Annotated in this window: 21 protein-coding genes and 1 pseudogene; 6 read left to right on the top strand and 16 right to left on the bottom strand. The window is 69.3% G+C overall.

What is annotated here, in order from left to right; all coding sequences use genetic code 11:
* Positions 1–125: 125 nt before the first annotated feature.
* On the bottom strand, positions 126–446 hold the full coding sequence (locus ACFSXZ_RS02820) for an NIPSNAP family protein (protein ID WP_378260894.1): 321 nt from the start codon (positions 444–446) through the stop codon (positions 126–128).
* Between the two features lie 112 nt (positions 447–558).
* The gene (locus ACFSXZ_RS02815) at positions 559–1,434 is read right to left on the bottom strand and encodes a sigma-70 family RNA polymerase sigma factor (RefSeq protein ID WP_378260892.1); all 876 of its coding nucleotides are present in this window, start codon (positions 1,432–1,434) and stop codon (positions 559–561) included.
* A 77-nt stretch (positions 1,435–1,511) separates the two neighbouring features.
* On the opposite strand from ACFSXZ_RS02815, the gene ACFSXZ_RS02810 reads away from it, so the two are divergent.
* Positions 1,512–2,165: an FMN-dependent NADH-azoreductase gene (locus ACFSXZ_RS02810; protein ID WP_378260890.1), complete on the top strand. Its 654-nt coding sequence runs from the start codon at positions 1,512–1,514 to the stop codon at positions 2,163–2,165.
* On the opposite strand, the gene ACFSXZ_RS02805 is transcribed toward ACFSXZ_RS02810, so the two are convergent.
* From ACFSXZ_RS02805 to ACFSXZ_RS02795, 3 genes are read right to left on the bottom strand one after another with little or no spacing between them, the layout of a single operon-like run.
* On the bottom strand, positions 2,146–2,547 hold the full coding sequence (locus ACFSXZ_RS02805) for an arsenate reductase ArsC (protein ID WP_378260888.1): 402 nt from the start codon (positions 2,545–2,547) through the stop codon (positions 2,146–2,148). The genes ACFSXZ_RS02810 and ACFSXZ_RS02805 overlap by 20 nt on opposite strands.
* 17 nt (positions 2,548–2,564) lie before the next feature.
* Entirely contained in the window at positions 2,565–3,299 is a 735-nt protein-coding gene (locus ACFSXZ_RS02800; RefSeq protein ID WP_378260886.1) for an aquaporin, read from the bottom strand.
* Positions 3,296–3,655 (bottom strand): ArsR/SmtB family transcription factor, encoded by a 360-nt coding sequence (locus ACFSXZ_RS02795; RefSeq protein WP_378260884.1) that lies wholly within the window; start codon positions 3,653–3,655, stop codon positions 3,296–3,298. The genes ACFSXZ_RS02800 and ACFSXZ_RS02795 overlap by 4 nt, the downstream gene beginning before the upstream one ends.
* 84 nt (positions 3,656–3,739) lie before the next feature.
* On the opposite strand from ACFSXZ_RS02795, the gene arsM reads away from it, so the two are divergent.
* On the top strand, positions 3,740–4,507 hold the full coding sequence (gene arsM, locus ACFSXZ_RS02790) for an arsenite methyltransferase (RefSeq protein WP_378260882.1): 768 nt from the start codon (positions 3,740–3,742) through the stop codon (positions 4,505–4,507).
* Here arsM and ACFSXZ_RS02785 read toward each other — a convergent pair.
* The 9 genes and pseudogenes from ACFSXZ_RS02785 to ACFSXZ_RS02745 all read right to left on the bottom strand — a co-directional run.
* Positions 4,508–4,756, bottom strand: a pseudogene (locus ACFSXZ_RS02785) (SRPBCC domain-containing protein); the annotation flags it as partial.
* Positions 4,757–4,774: 18 nt separating this feature from the next.
* Positions 4,775–5,116 (bottom strand): ArsR/SmtB family transcription factor, encoded by a 342-nt coding sequence (locus ACFSXZ_RS02780; RefSeq protein WP_378260880.1) that lies wholly within the window; start codon positions 5,114–5,116, stop codon positions 4,775–4,777.
* Positions 5,117–5,156: 40 nt separating this feature from the next.
* Positions 5,157–5,726 carry a CGNR zinc finger domain-containing protein gene (locus ACFSXZ_RS02775; RefSeq protein WP_378260878.1) on the bottom strand — a complete coding sequence of 190 codons (570 nt, stop codon included), beginning with the start codon at positions 5,724–5,726 and terminating at the stop codon, positions 5,157–5,159.
* 69 nt (positions 5,727–5,795) lie between these two features.
* On the bottom strand, positions 5,796–6,131 hold the full coding sequence (locus ACFSXZ_RS02770; RefSeq protein ID WP_378260876.1) for a type VII secretion target: 336 nt from the start codon (positions 6,129–6,131) through the stop codon (positions 5,796–5,798).
* 14 nt (positions 6,132–6,145) lie between these two features.
* Positions 6,146–6,724 (bottom strand): YbaB/EbfC family nucleoid-associated protein, encoded by a 579-nt coding sequence (locus ACFSXZ_RS02765; protein WP_378260874.1) that lies wholly within the window; start codon positions 6,722–6,724, stop codon positions 6,146–6,148.
* 109 nt (positions 6,725–6,833) lie between these two features.
* The gene (locus ACFSXZ_RS02760) at positions 6,834–7,694 is read right to left on the bottom strand and encodes an SCO6745 family protein (protein ID WP_378260872.1); all 861 of its coding nucleotides are present in this window, start codon (positions 7,692–7,694) and stop codon (positions 6,834–6,836) included.
* A 5-nt stretch (positions 7,695–7,699) separates the two neighbouring features.
* Positions 7,700–8,908 (bottom strand): YbfB/YjiJ family MFS transporter, encoded by a 1,209-nt coding sequence (locus ACFSXZ_RS02755; protein ID WP_378260870.1) that lies wholly within the window; start codon positions 8,906–8,908, stop codon positions 7,700–7,702.
* 73 nt (positions 8,909–8,981) lie between these two features.
* Positions 8,982–11,531 carry an NACHT domain-containing protein gene (locus tag ACFSXZ_RS02750; protein WP_378260868.1) on the bottom strand — a complete coding sequence of 850 codons (2,550 nt, stop codon included), beginning with the start codon at positions 11,529–11,531 and terminating at the stop codon, positions 8,982–8,984.
* An 81-nt stretch (positions 11,532–11,612) separates the two neighbouring features.
* The gene (locus tag ACFSXZ_RS02745) at positions 11,613–12,200 is read right to left on the bottom strand and encodes a TetR/AcrR family transcriptional regulator (protein ID WP_378260866.1); all 588 of its coding nucleotides are present in this window, start codon (positions 12,198–12,200) and stop codon (positions 11,613–11,615) included.
* Between the two features lie 141 nt (positions 12,201–12,341).
* Between ACFSXZ_RS02745 and ACFSXZ_RS02740 the strand changes: the two genes are divergently transcribed.
* The 3 genes from ACFSXZ_RS02740 to ACFSXZ_RS02730 all read left to right on the top strand — a co-directional run bounded on the left by ACFSXZ_RS02740 (position 12,342) and on the right by ACFSXZ_RS02730 (position 15,291).
* Complete coding sequence (locus ACFSXZ_RS02740) at positions 12,342–13,217, top strand: NAD(P)-dependent oxidoreductase (RefSeq protein WP_378260864.1); 876 nt, start codon at positions 12,342–12,344, stop codon at positions 13,215–13,217.
* Positions 13,218–13,456: 239 nt separating this feature from the next.
* Entirely contained in the window at positions 13,457–13,981 is a 525-nt protein-coding gene (locus ACFSXZ_RS02735) for a DUF3887 domain-containing protein (RefSeq protein ID WP_378260862.1), read from the top strand.
* Between the two features lie 11 nt (positions 13,982–13,992).
* Positions 13,993–15,291: a serine hydrolase gene (locus tag ACFSXZ_RS02730; protein WP_378260860.1), complete on the top strand. Its 1,299-nt coding sequence runs from the start codon at positions 13,993–13,995 to the stop codon at positions 15,289–15,291.
* Here ACFSXZ_RS02730 and ACFSXZ_RS02725 read toward each other — a convergent pair.
* Positions 15,288–16,049: an SDR family oxidoreductase gene (locus ACFSXZ_RS02725; protein WP_378260858.1), complete on the bottom strand. Its 762-nt coding sequence runs from the start codon at positions 16,047–16,049 to the stop codon at positions 15,288–15,290. The two genes, ACFSXZ_RS02730 and ACFSXZ_RS02725, sit on opposite strands and share 4 nt — an antisense overlap.
* 133 nt (positions 16,050–16,182) lie before the next feature.
* Between ACFSXZ_RS02725 and ACFSXZ_RS02720 the strand changes: the two genes are divergently transcribed.
* On the top strand, positions 16,183–17,004 hold the full coding sequence (locus tag ACFSXZ_RS02720) for a helix-turn-helix domain-containing protein (protein WP_378260856.1): 822 nt from the start codon (positions 16,183–16,185) through the stop codon (positions 17,002–17,004).
* On the opposite strand, the gene ACFSXZ_RS02715 is transcribed toward ACFSXZ_RS02720, so the two are convergent.
* Positions 16,979–18,439 carry an amidase gene (locus ACFSXZ_RS02715; RefSeq protein WP_378260854.1) on the bottom strand — a complete coding sequence of 487 codons (1,461 nt, stop codon included), beginning with the start codon at positions 18,437–18,439 and terminating at the stop codon, positions 16,979–16,981. The genes ACFSXZ_RS02720 and ACFSXZ_RS02715 overlap by 26 nt on opposite strands.
* Positions 18,440–18,540: the final 101 nt, after the last annotated feature.

Raw genomic sequence — 18,540 nt, 5'->3', positions numbered from 1 at the left:
ACACTCTGGTGGCGCGGCCTCGAGCACGGACGCGGGTGCACACCGGCGTGCGGGCGCCTCCCCTCACCGGGGAAACGGAGAGTGCCGTGGTGCGACGCGGGCGCGTCACACCACGACGGCGGGAGTCACCGAAGACCGGACACCGGGGTGGGAACCACGCGGGTGACCTTGATCTTGTCGATGATGATCAGCTCACGGACCTGGGGGCCGATCTCCTCGCGCCAACGGTCGCTCTCGTAGACGGCGCGGTACAGGCGGACCCGGTCCTCCTCGTCCTCGAAACGCCGGATCCACACATAACCGTCGGGGTCCTCCTCGTCGACGAACGAGGCGACGACGGTCATTCCCTGCGACTCCTGGAAAGGGATGACGACACCTTCCATGTACCGGACCCACTCGTCCCGGCGGCCCGGGGTGGCCTGATAGCGACGAATTTCGTAGAACATGGGCGGTTCTCCTCACCTGGCCGCGCTCGCCGGCCCGGAGCAGCCGGTGATCCGCAGGACGAGTCTGCCACCATCCCCGGCCCGGACCCGCACCGAAACCCGATGGCATGGATCACGTGCCGAGCACGGCGAGTTCGAGCCGTTCCAGGCGAGCGGGGTCGGCGATGACCTCATACGCGGTGACCTTGCCGTTCGAGACGGCGACCACAAGGGCGAAGCGCAGCCGCCCGCCTGGCGCCACGACGAGACCGGGAGCACCGTTCACCAGCGCAGGCTCGGCGTAGCGCGTCCGCGCCGCGAGGAGGACGGTCTCCCCCGCCACGACTCGCGCGCCACGGAGGACCGCAGCGGCCCCCGGGCGCAGGGCAGCCGGATCGGCGCGGCGGACGACATCGGGATCCAGAACCGCGAGCAACGCGTCCAGGTCGCCGCCATGGGCAGCGGTGAGGAACGCTTCGACAACCTGACGATGCCGGGCCAGTTCCCGCTCGGCGGCGACCGGCCTGCCTCGCACACGCTGACGCGCACGGCTGGCGAGTTTCTTCGCGGCGGCAGGGGTCCGTTCCACCAGCGGTGCGATCGTGGCGAACGGCACGGCGAAAAGATCGTGCAGCACGAAAGCGACCCGCTCGGCGGGCTCCAGCCTATCGAGCACCACCAGCAGCGCCCGGCTGACCGACTCCGCTCGCAACGCGTCTTCCTCGGGACCGTCCCCGGCCTCCGGCGCCATTTCGGGCATCTGCCCGCCCATCGGGTCCTCGCGCCGGGCCTTACGGGCACGCAGCAGATCGAGACACACCCGGGCGATGACGGTCGTCAGCCACCCGGCGAGGTTGGCGACTTCACTGGTGTCGGCGCGGCTCAGCCGCAACCACGTTTCCTGGACGGCGTCTTCGGCCTCGCCGGACGAGCCGAGCATGCGGTAGGCCACCGACCGCAGATGCGGCCGGTGCGCCTCGAATCGCCGCGCCAGCAGGTCCTCGTCCATCGGTCACCTTTCGTCGGTTCGTTCCGTCGACGGGTTGACGAACACATTCCCATCAAGGTGACAGGAGGAGGGCGAACGTGTTGCTGCAGGTGGACTCCAGCGCCAGTGACACCCGTGATTCGGTGAGCAGGCAGTTGACCAGTCTGTTCGCGGAAACCTGGCGAAGCCGGCACGGCCCGGTCGGGTACCGGGACCTGGCCGCCGCACCGGTGCCGCCGTTGACCAGGACCTATGTGACCCTAGGCCAGAGGGTCGAAGGATTTGGCACGGTGCCGCTGGGAAAGGTGGCCGAACTGGCCGAGAACGCGGACGAACGGCGGGAGTGGGACCTGACGCTGCCGCTGATCGACGAGGTTCGGGCGGCGGGCACCGTGCTCATCGGAGCGCCGATGTACAACCTGTCGATTTCCGCCGCGCTCAAGGCATGGATCGACCGGATCGGCTTTCCGGGCGTGTTCACCGATCCCGTGAGCGGAAGAAGTCTGTTGCGGGACAAGGAAGTCGTCGTGGTCACCACGCGGGGCGGCGGTTACGGGCCTGAGCTGAACTTCCAGACCCCCTACCTGCGGGCGGTCCTCGGAAAACTCGGCTTCTCCAGGGCGAACCTGACGTTCATCGAAGCCGAGTTCACGCGGGCGGAAGACGTACCGGGGCTCGCGCGCTTCCGGGACCACGCGGCAAAATCACTCGCGGCGGCACGCGAGGCCGTGCTCAGGCGATCTCGGCGATGAGCCCGTCCACCAGCACCTTGATCCGGTCCCGGATCGGGCGTACGGCCGCCACGTCCTGACCCGCCGGATCCGGCAGCGTCCAGTCGAGGTAGCGCTTGCCGGAGAACACCGGGCAGGCGTCACCGCAGCCCATCGTGATCACGACGTCGGACACCCGCACGGCGTCGGTGGTGAGAATCTTCGGGGTTTCGGCGGCGATGTCGATCCCGACTTCCCTCATCGCCTCGACGACCGCGGGGTTGACGCGGTCGGCCGGGACCGAACCGGCGGAACGGACGTCGACCCGGTCACCGGCGAGATGGGTGAGGAACGCCGCGGCCATCTGCGAGCGACCGGCGTTGTGCACGCAGACGAACAACACCGACGGGCGCGGTCGGGTCATGGCGATCTCCTCGTGTGTCAGCGTTCGGCGGGTACGGCTGGGCCGAGTTCGTCGTGCGGGAGCGCAACGGCCGCGGCGGCGCGGCCGAAGACCACCGCGACCAGGGCCAGGCCGGCGGCGGTGCCGACGAGTTGGGCGGCGGCGAAGGGCACGACCGAACCGGGTGCGATCCCGGCGAAGGTGTCGCTGAAGGCGCGGCCGATGGTCACCGCCGGATTGGCGAACGACGTGGACGAGGTGAACCAGTACGCGGCGCCGATGAAGGAGGCGACCGCGAACGGTGCGAGGTGGTCGCGGCCGGACCGGAGCAGGCCGAAGATCAGCAGGATCAGTCCCGCGGTCGCCACCACCTCGCCCAGCCACAGGTGACCGGCGAACCGGTCGTGGGTGGACCACGTGACCCACGGCCGGCCGAACATCACGTTGGCCAGGACCGCACCGATGATCGCTCCGAAGGTCTGCGCGACGGAGTAGGCGGCCACATCGCGCAGGGGCAGGCCGTCTGGGCCACGACGGCCGACGGCCCACGCTGCCAGCGAGACGACGGGGTTGAAATGCGCGCCGGAGACCGGGCCGAACAGCACGATCAGCACGCCCAGCCCGAAGACGGTGGCCAGCGAATTGGCCAGTAGCTGCACCCCGGTATCCCGCGTGAGTTCGGCGGCCTGAATGCCCGACCCGACCACGACGGCGACCAAGGCCGCGGTACCGACCGCCTCGGCGGTGACGCGGCGGCCCAGCGAGACCGTCACGCCGTCGCCTCGACCGGTTGGGAGGTGCGCAGGAAGGCGGTGAGCCGGTCGAGGGCAGCGGGCAGCACCCGGTAGTAGACCCACGTCCCGCGGCGTTCGCAGTCGATGAGACCGGCTTGCCGCAACAACTTGAGGTGGTGGGAGATCGTCGGCTGGGACAACTCGAAGGCAGGCGTCATCTCGCACACGCAGACCTCGCCGCCGTGCCGTGAGGCGATCATCGACAGCAACCGCAGCCGTACCGGGTCGCCCAGGGCCTTGAACACGACGGCCAGTTCAGCGGCCGAATCGGCGTCCAACGGCGCGGATTCCACGCCCGTGCAGCACACTCCGTCCGCCGGAAGCTGTTTCGACATACTTCTATGTTGACGTTCTTCGATCCACGGCGCAAGGTTGAATCGAGAGACATCGATACAAGGCCGACACCCCAGGAGCGAGGCATGACTGATCAGGCCCTTGAACTGCGGGAGACCGTAAGACAGCGCTACGCTGCCGCGGCCCGCCAGGCGAGCCAGGGTGAAACGGCGTGTTGCGGACCGCAGCCGGTCGAGGTGGACGAGAACTTCGGCTCCACCCTCTACGCGGCCGATGAGCGTGACGCGCTGCCTGCCCAGGCCGTGGCCGCGTCGCTCGGGTGCGGCAACCCGACCGCGGTCGCCGAACTACGGTCCGGCGAGCGCGTCCTGGATCTCGGGTCGGGTGGCGGGATCGACGTGCTGCTCTCCGCACGCCGCGTCGGTCCGGCAGGCAAGGCCTACGGGCTGGACATGACCGAAGAGATGCTCGCGCTGGCCTTGGCCAACGCGGCCAAGGCGGGCGCCACCAACGTCGAGTTCCTCAAGGGCACCATCGAAGCGATCCCGCTGCCCGCGAACACCATCGACGTGGTGATCTCCAACTGCGTGATCAACCTGTCCACCGACAAGCAGGCGGTGTTCGCCGAGACGTTCCGCGTGCTCAAACCGGGCGGCCGGATCGGCGTCTCCGACGTCGTCGCCGACGACACCCTCGCCGCCGGCGAGCGGGCACAGCGCGGCGAATGGGTGGGCTGCATCGCCGGAGCCCTCTCGTTCACCGAATACCGCCAGGGCCTGGAAGCCGCCGGTTTCACCGGTGTCGAGATCACCCCGACCCACCAGGTCGCCGACGGCATGCACTCCGCGATCATCCGCGCCACCAAGGAATCCGACGTTGGTGAGCTCGGATAATCAGAGGTTCATCGCCCCGTCGGTCTTCTTGACCAGGCGGGCCAGCTGGGAAGCGACGGTGCCCCGGCCTTCGGCGAAGCCCAACTCCGCGTGCCGAGCGCGGGCAGCGGGGTCGCCGTGGCGCACGATGGCCCGGTAGTCGGTGCCGTCCGGGTGATCCTGGAGCACGACCTCGGCGGTCATCGAGATCGGCTGCGGGCTCGCGGGGCGCCATCCGCTGTCGATCGCGTTGGTGAACACGATCCGCTCGTATTCCTCGACGACTGTTCACTGGTTCTCCGTCTCTTGAGTGGTGGTGACGAACCGCTCCAGGCGATCGGTACGGTCCGCCCAGATGTTTCGCTGCTCCGTAAGCCAGTCCTCGACGAGCCCGAATCGTTCCCGGTTGAGTTCGCAGATGCGCACCCGGCCGGACTTCGCCGTGCGAATCAGGCCGTTCGACTCGAGCATGCGCACGTGCTTCATGAACGACGGCAACGTCATAGGGGCCTCGCCGGCAAGGTCGCCTACGCTCGCCGGCCCGCGACCGAGCCGCCGCACGACCGCACGCCTCGTCGGATCGGCAAGCGCGACGAACACACCATCGAGCACATCCGAATACTGAGCCATTGCGCTAAGTGTTATCGGCCGGTGGGCTCGGACGGGCGGCTCAGGTGACGCGCTGGCGGGCGCGGAAAGCGGCGGCCTTGACGCGGTTCTGGCACGACGTCGAACAAAACCGGCGAGTCCCGTTGCGCGAGGTGTCGACGTAGACGCGATCACACGCCAGGGCGGTGCAGATGCCCAGGCGGTCGTGGACCGGGCTGCCGAGGACGACCGCCAAGGCGGTCGCCATGGACGCTGCCCAGCTCCGCGCCCATCCGGCCTCCGGCGCGTGGAAATGCAGATGCCACGGCTCGTTGTCGTGTCTGCTCAACACCGGCGCGGCGTGGGTTTCGCGGAGAATCGCGTTGAGCCGCTCGCACGCCTCGTCGACGTGGGCGTCCTCGACGGCGGCGAACACCTTCCGCAACCTGACCGCGTACTCACGAAGCTCTTCGACGTCCGTCCGCGACACGTCCGCCACACGCTGGGTCCGCTGCGACCGCAACGCCAAGGCCAGTTCACCGGGCGAGACCTCCGCGCGATACTCCCGCCCCAGTGCCTCGCCCGGCGTCAGCAGGTTGACCGCCGCGACCGCCGCGGAGACGACATCACTGGTGTGGCTGTCGAAGTTCACCGCACCGGCCTCCCTGGACTTCGCGACGCGCTAATCCACTCTAGACACCCGGAGCGGACGGCCTCCCGGTCACGCCAGTTCCTTGCCGAGGTCGTTGAGCACCTTGGTGTGGGCCTGCTCGGCGTTCTCGTAGCTCTCCGCGGTCTTGGTCACCGCTTGGGAGACCGAGGTGACCGCCTCCTTGGCCAGGCCGAGAGTCACCAGGCCCGGCGCGCTCACCGCCATCACCATGGGCACGAACAGCGGCCCGCAGATCAGTCCGTAGGCCTCGACGCCCATGGTGACCTGCTCGGCCGCGGACAACGCCTGCCCCAGGGTGGCGCCGACCTGGTCGACCGCCTTGGCGTGCGTGGTCAGGTCGGTGGTCCTGACCTGATAGCCGCCGCCCGCATCGCTCGCTGTCATGACACCATCCTCCGCTATTCGCGAACCAGGAACGACTGGCCGCCGAAGCCGTCGTCGTCGTCTTCATCGGCGGGCTCGCGTTTGCGTGGCGGCGCCGCAGGACGCGGAGGGGGTGGAGGCGGAGCCGACGGGGACGGGGGTGGGGGCGCGTCGTCCTCGATCCGCCCGATGGGCCGGACCTGTTCCGGTGTGGCCTCGTCCCCGTCGTCGGGTTCCGGTTCGGGGAACTTGGCCCGGTAATTCCCCACGATCGTGTTCATCGTCTGCGGGTCGTCACCGATGGTGTCGGTCATGACCTCGGCCAGCTTCTCCGGCAACCGCGACTGCGCCTTCCGCAAGGTCAGCAGCACCGCCGACGCCGCCTGCGAGCCCGACATCTCCTTGACGGCGTCGGTGATCCGCAGGTCGGTCACGTTCCCCGCGGAATCCACGGTCACCGTGACCGTGCCGTCCTTGGACGACTCGGTCACCGACACCTGGCCCACCTGCGCCCGCATCGCCTGGTACCGCTGCGCCTTGGCCTTGGCCTCGGCCGCCCAGCGGTCCAGCCGCGCGGCCGGGTCGCCGTCGGTACTCGACAGCGGGTCGCTCATCGTCCACCATCCTCACGCATCGCCTGCACGTCGGACGCACACAGCCGGTCATCCGGTTCCGCATTCTCCCGCATACCGGACGCGAGGATCGAGCGAATGGCGAAACGGCTCACAACCGAGCTGAAGCGGTGAGGCCGACCGGGTTGCCCCCTGGGAGCAGCCCAGCTCGCACGACATCGCGGGCCAGCGGTGCGAGCAACTCGGCGAGCCGGTTCGTGGCATCGGAGCCCAGCGCCCGCCACGGCTGTTCGGCCGCGGCGTCGGTCGCTTCTTCGATCCGGGCGTGCTCGGCCGCCCCTGCCTCGGTCAAGCGTCCGGTCTGGTCGATCCAGCCACGTCCACGCAGGCCGGCCTCCGTCGCGCGCCAGGTGTCCTCGTCCCATTTCCGGCCCTCGCGCAGAATCCCGGGATCGGATTCACCGGCGGCTCCCTTGAGTATCTGTGCCGCGACCGGCCCGATGCCACGGCTGACGAGAACGGCGATATGCCCGTCGCCGCGGTGCTCCCGGAGCGTGGTCACCGCCTGCCAGAGCCGCACGTGAGGTTCTTCCGGAGGGGCGAGTGCCTGGTTGGCGGCGCCGAGCACCCGGCCGGCGGTGTCGGCGGACATCGCGGCTTCCCACGCGAGGTCGGCCGCCTCGGCCATTGCCGGACCGGCGACAACGTCGTTCCCGTGCAACCGGCGCATCGCGCCGTCGACTCCCCGGTTTCGGGCCGCCAGCATCTCGCGAGGACTGCCATACCGCCACGCGTCGGGCAGCGCACGCCGGGCTCTCTCCGGGGAGAAAACGTAGAAACAACTGGTCACGACGTCCGGGCCGACTGGGCCGAGAGGCGCGGCGCGCATGGCGAAGTAGCCCATCCAGAACCCGCGCATGCCGGCATCGTCGGCCGCCTGCCGCGCCTCCGGCGTGAAGTACACGACGTCGTGCACGGGCTCGTAGAGCTCCCACAGGGATCGGGAAAACACGGCCGTCACTCCCCTTCTCGTACCGGACGAAGATGATCTGACTGGGCGAGCGCGATGATCCCGCCGAGCCCGAGGACCACGGCCGAAAGCACCATCCCCACCAGGAGCCCGCCCTGGTCGGCCAGGAGCCCGGAAAGGACCGGACCGGCGCACTGGCCGATGGCGAAGATCGTGGTCAGCCCGCCGATGGCCGGACCCCACTCGTGCGGTGCGCAGGTTCGCCGCACGACCGCGGTGACCGCGGTGACGGTGGACAGGAAGGCGCTCCCGAACAGGACGGCGGAGCCCAGCGCCGGGCCGAAACCGGTGCCGATCAACGGCAGAGTCGCGCCCACCGTGACGATCGCCAGCATGCCCGCCAGTCCTCGCCCGCCGCGGGAACGCCCGAGCGGCCCGCCCCAGAAGAAACTGGCGCCGGCCGCCATGGCGCCGAGCACGATCCAGAACACCGCGATCCGGTCCGGGGCCAGGCGGGTTCGCAGCAGCGCCACCACGAAGGTCATGTAGCCGGCGTAGCCGATCCCGAACATCAGATAGGCCAACGCTGTGGGCAGCAGGGACCGGCGATTCCAGCCCCCGCCGGTGTCTTCCGGCGGCCGCGCGTGGGATCCGCGCGTGGCGAGGGCGGCGGGCACGATCGCGGCGAAGGACACCAGTCCCAGCAGCAGCCATCCGGCGCGCCACCCGAGGTCCTGGCTCAACGACGCGAGCAACGGCGGGATCCCGATTCCGGACAGCGCGATGCCCGCGCCGCCGCCGGCGACATAGATGCCCAACGGCACGGTCGCGCGCCTGCCCGGCAATCCGGCTCCGGCATGCACGGCCAGCGTGGCACCGGCGACGAACACGACCGCGCCCGCCAGGCCCGACACGAGCCGCAGCGCGGCCAGCAACCCCACACTCGCCGTACCCGCGCACGCCAGCACGGACGCGGCTGTCAGCAGCAATCCGGACACGAAACTCCGCTGGGACCCGATGGCGCGCATCAGGCGTGCCGCGACCGCGGCGCCCAGCAGGTAGCCGACCGCGTTGGCCGTGTTCAGGGCACCGGCCTGGGCATAGGACCAATGAAGGTCCGCGCGCATCGACGGCAGCAGCAGTCCGTAGGCGAAGCGGCCCAGTCCCAGCGCGACCAGCGGGCCCAGGGCCAGGCCGGCGGCCTGCGCGAGCGGTCGTCCTTCCCTCACCGTGGCTTCCGGCCGCGCCGCCGTCACCGGGCCGCCTTCATGACGATCGTCATAGTACGTTTCTAGGGCACCGGACCGATTCAGCGGGCTATGACATCTGTCATACCGAGTGCTGCTCGTCCGGGGAGACCCAGCGATCTCCGGAGAGACGGATCAGGGCGGCGGCGACCGCCGAAGGTATCCGGGGACTTCGGCCGAGTGTCCACAAGGGAATCCAGCCGTCGGGGCGCGGACGGACGCGTTCGGGAGGCGCGACCCCGGCTCGCAGCCGCACGTGGATGGCGTAGTAGCCGGTCCGCCACCCGGAGCGGGCGAGGGTGGGGAGCACGGTCACCTCGGCGATGTCGTCCCACCGGCAACGGAACCGGCGTGCGCTCGTGCCCGCCTCGACGACCTCACCGTCCATCCGCAGTTCAGCCGCCCGATACGGCTTGAACAGGAGGTAGAGACCACACAGGAACCCGGCGCCGATGACGAACACCGCGTCCACGCCCAGCATCTCCCGGCCCGCCGTCCCGCTGACGAGCCAGACCCCGACGGTCCCGACCGCGAGCAGGAACGATGAGCTGAACAGCGGCCGGAGCCGGATTCGCGGCAGGGCGGTGCCCTGAATCCGCAGTTCCTCGCCGTCCCATCGAAGGGCGCCCGCCTCGGCCGGCTCCGGGACGCGAGCGAGGTGCCGGCGCACCTGGACGTGCCGGAACTCGTACGACCCGGCGTCCTGCCGCAGCACCCCTCGCCTGCGGGCGTCGTGGAGAAAGGTGGTCAGCCGCCACGGCAACCGCCCCGTCGCGGCCAGGCTCGTCCTGGCGAGCAGCCAGCGCGGCCACGCGCTGCTGAAGGCCATCACGGCGGCGGAGCCGAACCAGCCACCGGCCACGGCGCTCGCCAGGAGCGCGGGCGTGCCGCCGGCCCCCAGGACGGCGATCACGATGCCGCCGTTGATCAGGCCGACAATCGCGCACGACAACAGCAGCCCTGTTCGTTCACCGGCGAGCAGCCGTTCCGGGCTGACGCTCGCATGCGGATCGGCCGGGAACATCACCACGCCGCGAACGGCCGCCGAGAGCCCGAAACCGAGCAGGATCGGCACCAGAGCGCCGAGGCCGCCGAGAGTCGACATCGACCAGCTCGGCAGGAGCAACCAGACGAGACCGCCGGCCAGCACCACGCGGACCGGCCACAATCGCAGGATGTGCCGCGCGCCGCGGAACATGAGCCGTAACTCGGGCCGGCGCGCGCGGCCGCTGGGCATTCCGGGCCGCAGGGAGAACAGCAGCCGTGCGATGCCGTTCGAGACGATTCCGTTCACCGTGCCCAGCACAAGGCCTGCTCCGGAGAAGAACGCGAGCTCGCTCATGGCGGAGACCTCGGCACCGGCCTCGGCGTCGCGGAAGACCACCACCAACCAGCGGGTGACGAGCAGGAGACCCACGACGCCGAGCCCGGCGGCCAGCGCCGACAGCATCCGCGGCAGGGGCGATCGGTAAAGCTGCCACCAGCGAAGATGTTCGGTCCGCGCGCGGGTGAGGTGGTCGGCGAGAAACCGCAGCCACCGCTCGGCCCGGTCGCTGGGCCATGCGCGGGTGGAGGGCCCGGGGTGGTCCTCCGGCTCGGGCGTGCCGGGGAACACGGCGGGCACGAACCCGCCGAGCAGGTGCTCCTCGATGGCGGCGCGCTCGGGAAACCGTTCCTGATCGGTCAGTTCGGCAGGGCTCGCGGACGAAGCCGAGTAGACGACACGGGCGAGCCACACCATCAACGGCGTGGACAACGTCTCGGCGAGCGGGCCTTTCGCGGTGATCCCGTCGAACACCGGCTGCCACCGGGTAAGCCGCCGTGGCGGCACCGACGCACGCAGATACGCGATCGCCGCGCCGGGCGAGACCGGCTGGGCCCGCAGCACCGCGGCGTGACGAAACACGTCCGACGCGTCGACGGCCGCGAAGTATTCACCCGTGCGCGACGCCAGGATGAGCGGGTCACCGTCGGCCAGCGCCTTGTTCAACAGGGGAAGCACGGACTCGCGCGCTCGCGCCGGCATTTCGTCGAAGCCGTCCAGCACCGGCAGGACGCGGCGCTCGCGCACCAGCCGGGAAGCCACATCGCGCCCGTAGGTGGCGGCCAGGTGCGGGTAGTCCGCCGTCAAACGGGCGGCGAGCCAGGTGCGAAAGTGCATGCGACCGGGCTCCCACGACTCCATCGACAACAACACCGGCACCGGATCGTCCGGGGTCCACCGCGCCAGCAACTCCAGGACCAGCACCATCGCCAGGGTCGTCTTGCCCGCCCCCGCCTCCCCCAGCAGCACCAGACGCCCATGTGGCAGGTCCCGGAAGGCATCGGCCAGCCCGCTGACATCGTCGCTTCGGCCCACGGCCGTCGCTCCGATGTTTTCGGCGTGGTCGGCGACTTCGGCGCTGTCGGCCGCCCACACCACCGGCAGCGGGGCGGGATTGAACAGGTCGCGGGCGGCCGCCTCGTCGCGCCACTGGGCCCGCACCGTCCTGGCGAGTTCGGCGGCGGCCCGCTCCGTCAGCGGCGCGTCCGGATCGGGCGCATGGATATGGATCCCACCCTGAATGTCGCGCGCCTGCACCACGAACCACGCCGAACCGGAGAACTCGTTGTGCACGCCGTCCCGCCCCATCGGCGCCATACTGGCAGATCCGGGCGTCGGGCAATAACCACCGTCGTGATCGCGACGCGGGACATGCGCGAGGCGTGTCCGCTATGCCACGGCGCCCTCCAGCAGCGGGGCTAGTTCGGTGGCGACGCTGTCGAGTGGTGCGACGTCCCGATGGGCGCGCGCGATCACGATGGCGCCCTCCAGCGCGCTGAGCATGAGCAGGGCCAGTGAATCGGCCCGGGCGGCCCGGACTCCCATGGTCGTCAACGCTTCGCGCAGCGGGCTTTGCCAGTCACGAAAGCAGGAACTCGCGACTTCGCGCAGATCGTCGCTGGCGGCGGCGGTGTCGGTGACCGCGGCGACCAAGGGACATCCCCGCGCGAAGCCCCTCGTGGTGAACTCCTGACGCCACTGGTCCACCATCGCGGCGAACAGGCCCGACGGGGTGGGCGGCTCCAAAGTGGACATGAAGTACGCGATCCGGCCCGCGGCGAACCGCGACGACCAGGCGAGCGCCTCGCGCACGAGCTGGTCCTTCCCGCCGGGGAAGTAGTGCTGAAGCGAACCACGCGGGGCCTTGGCGTGCGCGACGATCTCCCGCAAGCCGGTCGCGCTGACCCCTTGGGTGCGGATCAGTTGCGCCGCGCTGTAGACGATCCGTTCCCGTGGCGACCACTCGGTCCGCGCCATCGCATCTCCCTCGCCGGTAGCGGCGCCATCGTAGGACATCGGCCGCGCTTGACCATGACGAGCGTCATGACCCATCATCGCCCATGACAACTGTCATGATATCGCTGGTGAGCCGAGTGGCACGGCCGAAAGGACGGTTCGATGGAGACCCCGGGGAAGACGGGCTTTCTGGGGCTCGGCCTCATGGGCACCCCCATGGCCGGCAACCTGGCACGGGCCGGCACGCCCCTGCTGGTGTGGAACCGGACCGCAGGCCGGTGCGAACCGTTGCGCGCGGCCGGAGCCGAGGTGGCACGCCGGCCGGCCGACGTGTTCGCCGCCAGTTCGACCGTGATCATGATGCTCACCGACGAACACGCCGTCGACTCGGTCCTCGGCCGGCGGGGCGGCGAATTCGGCGTCGAGGTCTCCGGCCGCACGATCGTCCACATGGGAACGACGTCTCCGCGCTATTCGGCGGCGCTCGGCACGGACGTCGCGGCCGCCGGTGGACGCTATCTCGAGGCCCCCGTTTCGGGATCGCGCGGGCCGGCCGAAGCGGGCACCCTCGTGGCGATGCTCGCGGGCGAGGAGTCGCTCGCGGACCGGGTACGACCCCTGCTGGCACCGATGTGCCGTGAAAGCGTTTTCTGTGGCCCCGTGCCCAACGCGTTGTCGATGAAGCTCGCCATCAACCTTTTCCTCATCACGATGGTGACCGGACTGGCCGAAGCGGCCCATTTCGCGCGGCGGCACGGTCTGGATCTCGAACGTTTCCTGGCCGTGCACAACGCGGGACCGATGGCCAGTGAGGCTTCGCGGACCAAACTGGCCAAGATCGTGGCCGGTGACTTTTCGGCGCAGGCAGCCGCCGACGACGTCCTCAAGAACAGCCGCCTGATCTTCGAAGCGGCCAGGGAAGCCGGAAGCCGCTCCCCGCTCCTCGACGCGTGCTATTCCCTCTTCGGCGAAACGGTCGCCCGGGGCGACGCGAAATCGGACATGGCCGCGGTGGTCAAGGCGTTCCAGGACAGGTGACCGGGATCCCCGTTCCGTGCCGGCCCTGACGTCACGGAACAGCACGTTTCAACCTTTCGTGCGCTAGCCTTGACGATATGAACTGCGAAGCCTGCGGCCGCCGTCTGCCTCCACGCGCTGACACAGGCCGAATTCGGCGCTTCTGCGATGCCACCTGTCGCAGCGCGGCTCGACGACAGCGGGCGCGCGTAAAGGAAACCTTGACAACCACGGATCGTCAAGCCAACCTTGACAAGCCAATGGTCGACCCGTTGGCCGCGGTAGCCGAGGCCGTGCGAACCGTCCGCGACGCGGAAACGGAGCTGCGGCAGGCCGTGGAGGCGGCCAGGACGGCTGGTCACACCTGGCAGGAGATCGGTGACCTGCTGGGCACCAGCCGTCAGGCCGCCTTCCAGCGGTTCGGCCGCCCGATCGACCCCACGACAGGAACACCCATGACCGAACCGCTGCTGAAGGACGCGGCCGGCCGTGCCGAGGAACTCGTGATCGCGATCATCGAGTGCCGCTGGAGCGATGTCCGCCGCGACTTCGACCAGCGGATGCTTGAGGCCGTCGACGAAGACCTGATCAGGCAGGGGTGGACGCAGGTGGCGGGGGCGGTCGGGCGCTACGAGCGCATGGGCGAGCCGTTCGTACGGGCAGCGGGCGAGTTCACGGTCGTCCAGGTGCCTCTGCACTTCGAGGCGGGCGAGCGGAGCGTGCAGGTGACCTACCGCGTGGACGGGCAAGTGGCCGGGCTGTGGATTCGGCCTGCCAACGAATGAATGGGGGAACGATGCGGAAACTGAGACCAGCCGTGGTGGCCGTGGTGACGGCATTGGTGACGCTGCTGGGACTACCCGCCGCGCAGGCCGGAACCGTGGCCACCGCGCGGCAGCAACTGGACTGGGTCGTGAGTGCCTCGACCCGGCTTCCCTTACCGGACAACGAGATTCGCGAGCACCTGGCGCCGGTGCTGCTGAACAAGGCCGGCGGTCCGGCCGGCGTCAACGCCGGGCTGGCCACGCTGGGCCCGCTCACCATGGGCACGATCGTCACCGAACAACCCGAGCAGATCGAGGCGATCGTCCACGCGACCAAGGACGACTACCTCGCCTCACTCCACGTCGGCCAGGACGGCCTGATCGACACGCTGCGCTTCACCTTCGACGACCCTGTGCCGGGCTCATGGCAGGAACTGGACAGCAGGCTCTCCGCACTCGGGGCACGGGTGTCCTTCGCCGCCTCGGAAATCGGAGCGGACGGACGGTGCCGGACTGTGCACGGCGTGAACGAAGATGTGCAGCGGCCGCTGGGCTCGACGTTCAAGCTCTATGTGCTGGGCGCGCTGGGCACCGCCGTGGCCGAGCACCGGGCGTCGTGGACGGAGAACCTGGCCATCCGGGACGACTGGAAGAGCCTGCCGTCCGGCGTTTTGCAGAACGAGCCCGCCGGAACCGAACTCCCGCTGTCCACCTACGCCGACAAGATGATCTCGGTCAGTGACAACACCGCGGCCGACCACCTCATTCACCGGCTCGGCCGGGATGCCGTGCAGCGGCAGTTGTTCCTGTTCGGCAACCAGCGGCCTCAGGCGAACATCCCGTTCCTGACCACCAAGGCGTTGTTCGAGTTCAAGGGCGCGCAATACCCGGCACGCGCGGACGCCTACCTCGCGCTGCCGCGATGGGCCCGCCCTGCGGCATTGGCCGATCTGGAACGACTCCCGCTGACGGGACTGGCGATCTGGCCGAAGCCGGAGAAGATCGACCAGCTCGAATGGTTCGCCTCACCGACGGACATCTGCCGCGTTTTTTCCGGTCTCAGCAAGGAAAACCAGCCCGAGATCGGCCACGCGCTCTCGATCAACGACGGTGGCCTGTCGCTGGACCCGTCCCGGTTCCCGACCGTCTGGTACAAGGGCGGCAGTGAGCCGGGCGTGCTGACGATGAACTACCTCGTACGTGCCGCGGACGGCCGCACCCTGACGACCAGCGTCATGGTTTCCGACCCGGCCCGGAACCTCGACGAAACCCACATCGAGGCAACGAGCGAGGCCTTGGTCAAGGGAGCCGTGCGGATGATGGCCGGTTAGGGACGACCCGGGAGCGCGGCGAGCGCCTGCGACCGCTGGGCGACCAGATCGTCGTAGGTGCCGTCGCGCTCGGCCCACCGGTGCATCAGCACGCCCTTGACGAGGATCTCGCGCGGAGTCGGGTCGGTCCGGAGCAAGTCCATCACCTCGGTGGCGAACTCCCCCAGTTCGAGTGCGCTGGGGTTGCGCCGTGCGGACTCCGGCGTGGTGGCCACGGCCGGAGGGACGAGTTCGGCCACTTCGATGCCAGTGCCGTCCAGTTGTGCACGCAATGCCTCGGTGTAGGCGTGCACGCCGGCCTTGGAAGCGGCGTAGGTCGGCAGGAGTGGGAACGGGAGGAAGCCGATGCCCGAGGTGACCGTGATGATGGTGCCGGTGCCGCGCCCGATCAGGTGCGGGGTGAACGCGTCGATGACGCGGATGGTGCCGAGCAGGTTGGTGTCGATCGTCTGGTGCGCGGCGGCGAAATGTGCGGGATCGCGCAGGTCCTCGGGGATCCCGATTCCGGACATCGTCACGACCGTGTCGAGGCCCGGGTGGTCGCGGATGATCGTGTCGCGGGCACGGTCGATGCTGCCCTGATCGGTCACGTCGATGGGAACGGTGGCGAATCCCTGAGCCGCCAGCTGGTCGAGTAGTTCGGTCCGGCGGCCGCCGACGATGACAGCGCCGCCTGCCGCGGCGAAGCGGTGCGCGAGTTCGAGACCGATCCCCGAGGTGGCTCCGGCGATGAAGACGGTGCGGTCGTTGATGTCCATTGATTGCTCCTGCTCGAGCCGTGTGGTGTCCCGTTGAGTGTCGAGCTGTTCTCCGGACGGTGGCAGTACCCCGGTCTTCCGTGGTCCTCGCAGGGCCCCTTTGGCTGAGCCGACCCTCATTACGATGAGGAAGATGAACGACGACAGTGCCAATCTGCTGGGCACCTATCTCCGTGCCCGGCGGGCGCTGGTCACTCCGGCGCAGGCCGGGCTTCCGGCCGGTTCGAATCGCCGTGTTCCCGGGCTTCGCCGGGAAGAGGTCGCCATGCTCGCCGGCATCAGCGCCGACTATTACCTGCGGCTGGAACGCGGCCGCGACAAGAACCCCTCACCCCAGGTGCTCGAATCGCTCGCGCGGGTCCTGCGCCTCGACGAACTCGAAGAGGAATACCTCCTCGGCCTGGTCGCCTCGCGCCCGAGGCCACCGCGACACCGCAAACCCGAACGCGTACCCGCACGGTTACGTCAGCTTCTCGCCGGAGTGGGGGTTCCCGCCTTCGTGGAAGGCCGCGCGTTCGACGTGCTCGCATCCAACCGGCTCGCCGTCGCGCTCTCTCCGCGCCTGCGGCCGGGATACAACCGTCTCCGGTCACTGCTGCTGGACCCCGAGGAACAGGCTTTCCAACAGGACTGGACGCGTTCCGCGGAAGGATTCATCGCGGCCTTCAGAAAATCCATCGGCGACGATGTCGACAACCCGCGGTTCGTGGAACTGGTGGGTGAACTCGCCCTGTCGAGTCAGCGGTTCCGGAGCCTTTGGGCACGCCACGACGTCCGCGGCCTCGACGGCGGCACCACCACCGTGAACCATCCCGTCGTCGGCGAACTGTGCCTGCACCGCGACAAGCTCCCGGTGGAGGATCTGCTGCTGGTCCTCTACTACGCCGATCAGGGCAGCGAGAGCGATGAGAAACTCCGTCTCCTCGCGTCTATGGCCGAGACAACGGCAACGTGAAGCCGCCGATCCTCTGCTCGAGCAGTTCAGCCAGCCGCAGCGGGGTGCGGTCCTCGAACATCGGTCCGATGAGTTGCACTCCCACCGGCAGGCCGTCCGGGGACAGGCCCGCTGGTATCGCGGTGGCGGGCAGGCCTGGCATGGTGGCCAGTCCGGCCCAGACGAGTTGGTCGAAGAAGGGGTGTTCGGCGCCGTCGATGTCGATCCGGCGTTCCAGCAAATTGGGGGTGTGGTCGTGCGGGAACGCGGGAGTCGGCGTGATCGGGCACACCACGGCGTCGAACTCGGTGAAGAACTGCCGCCAGCCGTGGCGGTGGAGCTCGCGACGGTTGTTCACGGAGATCCAGTCGCGATGGCTCAACACCATCCCGCGCAGCCGCGCCGCGTCCAGACTCTCATCGTCCGCGCTCAGTCCGGCGGCGCGGGTCCGCAGCTGCTCGTCCTCTTCGACGGGAAAACGCGCGACGGAGCCCGAGACCAGCAACTGCGTGTAGAGCGTCGCGGCTTCGGCCAGATCGGGCAGCAGCGGACTGTGCCGTTCGACGCGGGCGCCGCCGTCGGCAAGCGCGTCGGCCACCCGGTTCACGCCCGCCCGCACAGCCGACCCGGTCGGGATGAACGGATGCTCGTCGAGGACCAGGACCCGGAAGTCACTCAGCCGCTCGTGGCGCGCGGGCGGCAGCGTCAAGTCGTACGCCACGCCGAGCGTGAGCGGGTCCGGTCCGGCCATGACGTCGAGCAGCAGCGTGAGGTCGCGGGCGGTGCGCGCCATCGGACCGACGACGGCGAGATCGAGGTCGACCGGCAAGGCCGGCTCCGGCGGCGGAACCATGCCGCGGTTCGCCACCAGCCCGAGCGTCGGCTTGTGCGCGTAGACACCGCAGAAATGCGCGGGGGTCCGCAGCGAACCGGCGATATCGGAGCCGATGGACAGCACGCCGAATCCAGCCGCCAGGGCCGCCGCCGATCCGCCGGAGGACCCGCCCGGCGTGCGATGGTGATCCCACGGGTTGTTGGTGGTGCCATAAATCTCGTTGAAGCTCTGCAGATCCTGAAGCCCCAAGGGCACATTGGTCTTGCCCAGCACCACAGTCCCCGCGGCCTTCAGTCGCGACACCTGTACCGCATCCTCGGCCGGCATGTAGTCGTGGTACTGCGGCATGCCCCAGGTCGTGGGCAGGCCGGCCATGTTGTAGGACTCCTTGACCGTCACCGGAATACCGAGCAGCGGCCGATCCTCACCGCGGGCACGCGCCTGATCGGCACGGTGCGCGGCGGCCCGCGCACGGTCGAAGTCCGGCACACAGATCGCGTTGATCACCTTGTCGTCCCGCTCGATACGAGCGATCGCCTGGTCGGTCAGCTCCACCGAGCTCACTTCACCGGCACGCAACGCGGCCGCCGACTCTTCGGCCGACCGAAAATTCCACTCCATGAATCCGACGCTATCGGCCTGTCGCGAAGGCCATGAAATTCCGCTTCGCGTAAGGGGAAAGTCGAACGGGCGGCGCGACGGCCTTCCACCGGGGCACGATC

The sequence above is a fragment of the Amycolatopsis pigmentata genome (assembly GCF_042684065.1).
Lineage (GTDB): Bacteria > Actinomycetota > Actinomycetes > Mycobacteriales > Pseudonocardiaceae > Amycolatopsis_E > Amycolatopsis_E pigmentata.
The sequence above is the reverse complement of the archived record's forward strand: the minus strand, read 5'-3'. Positions and strand labels throughout refer to the sequence as shown.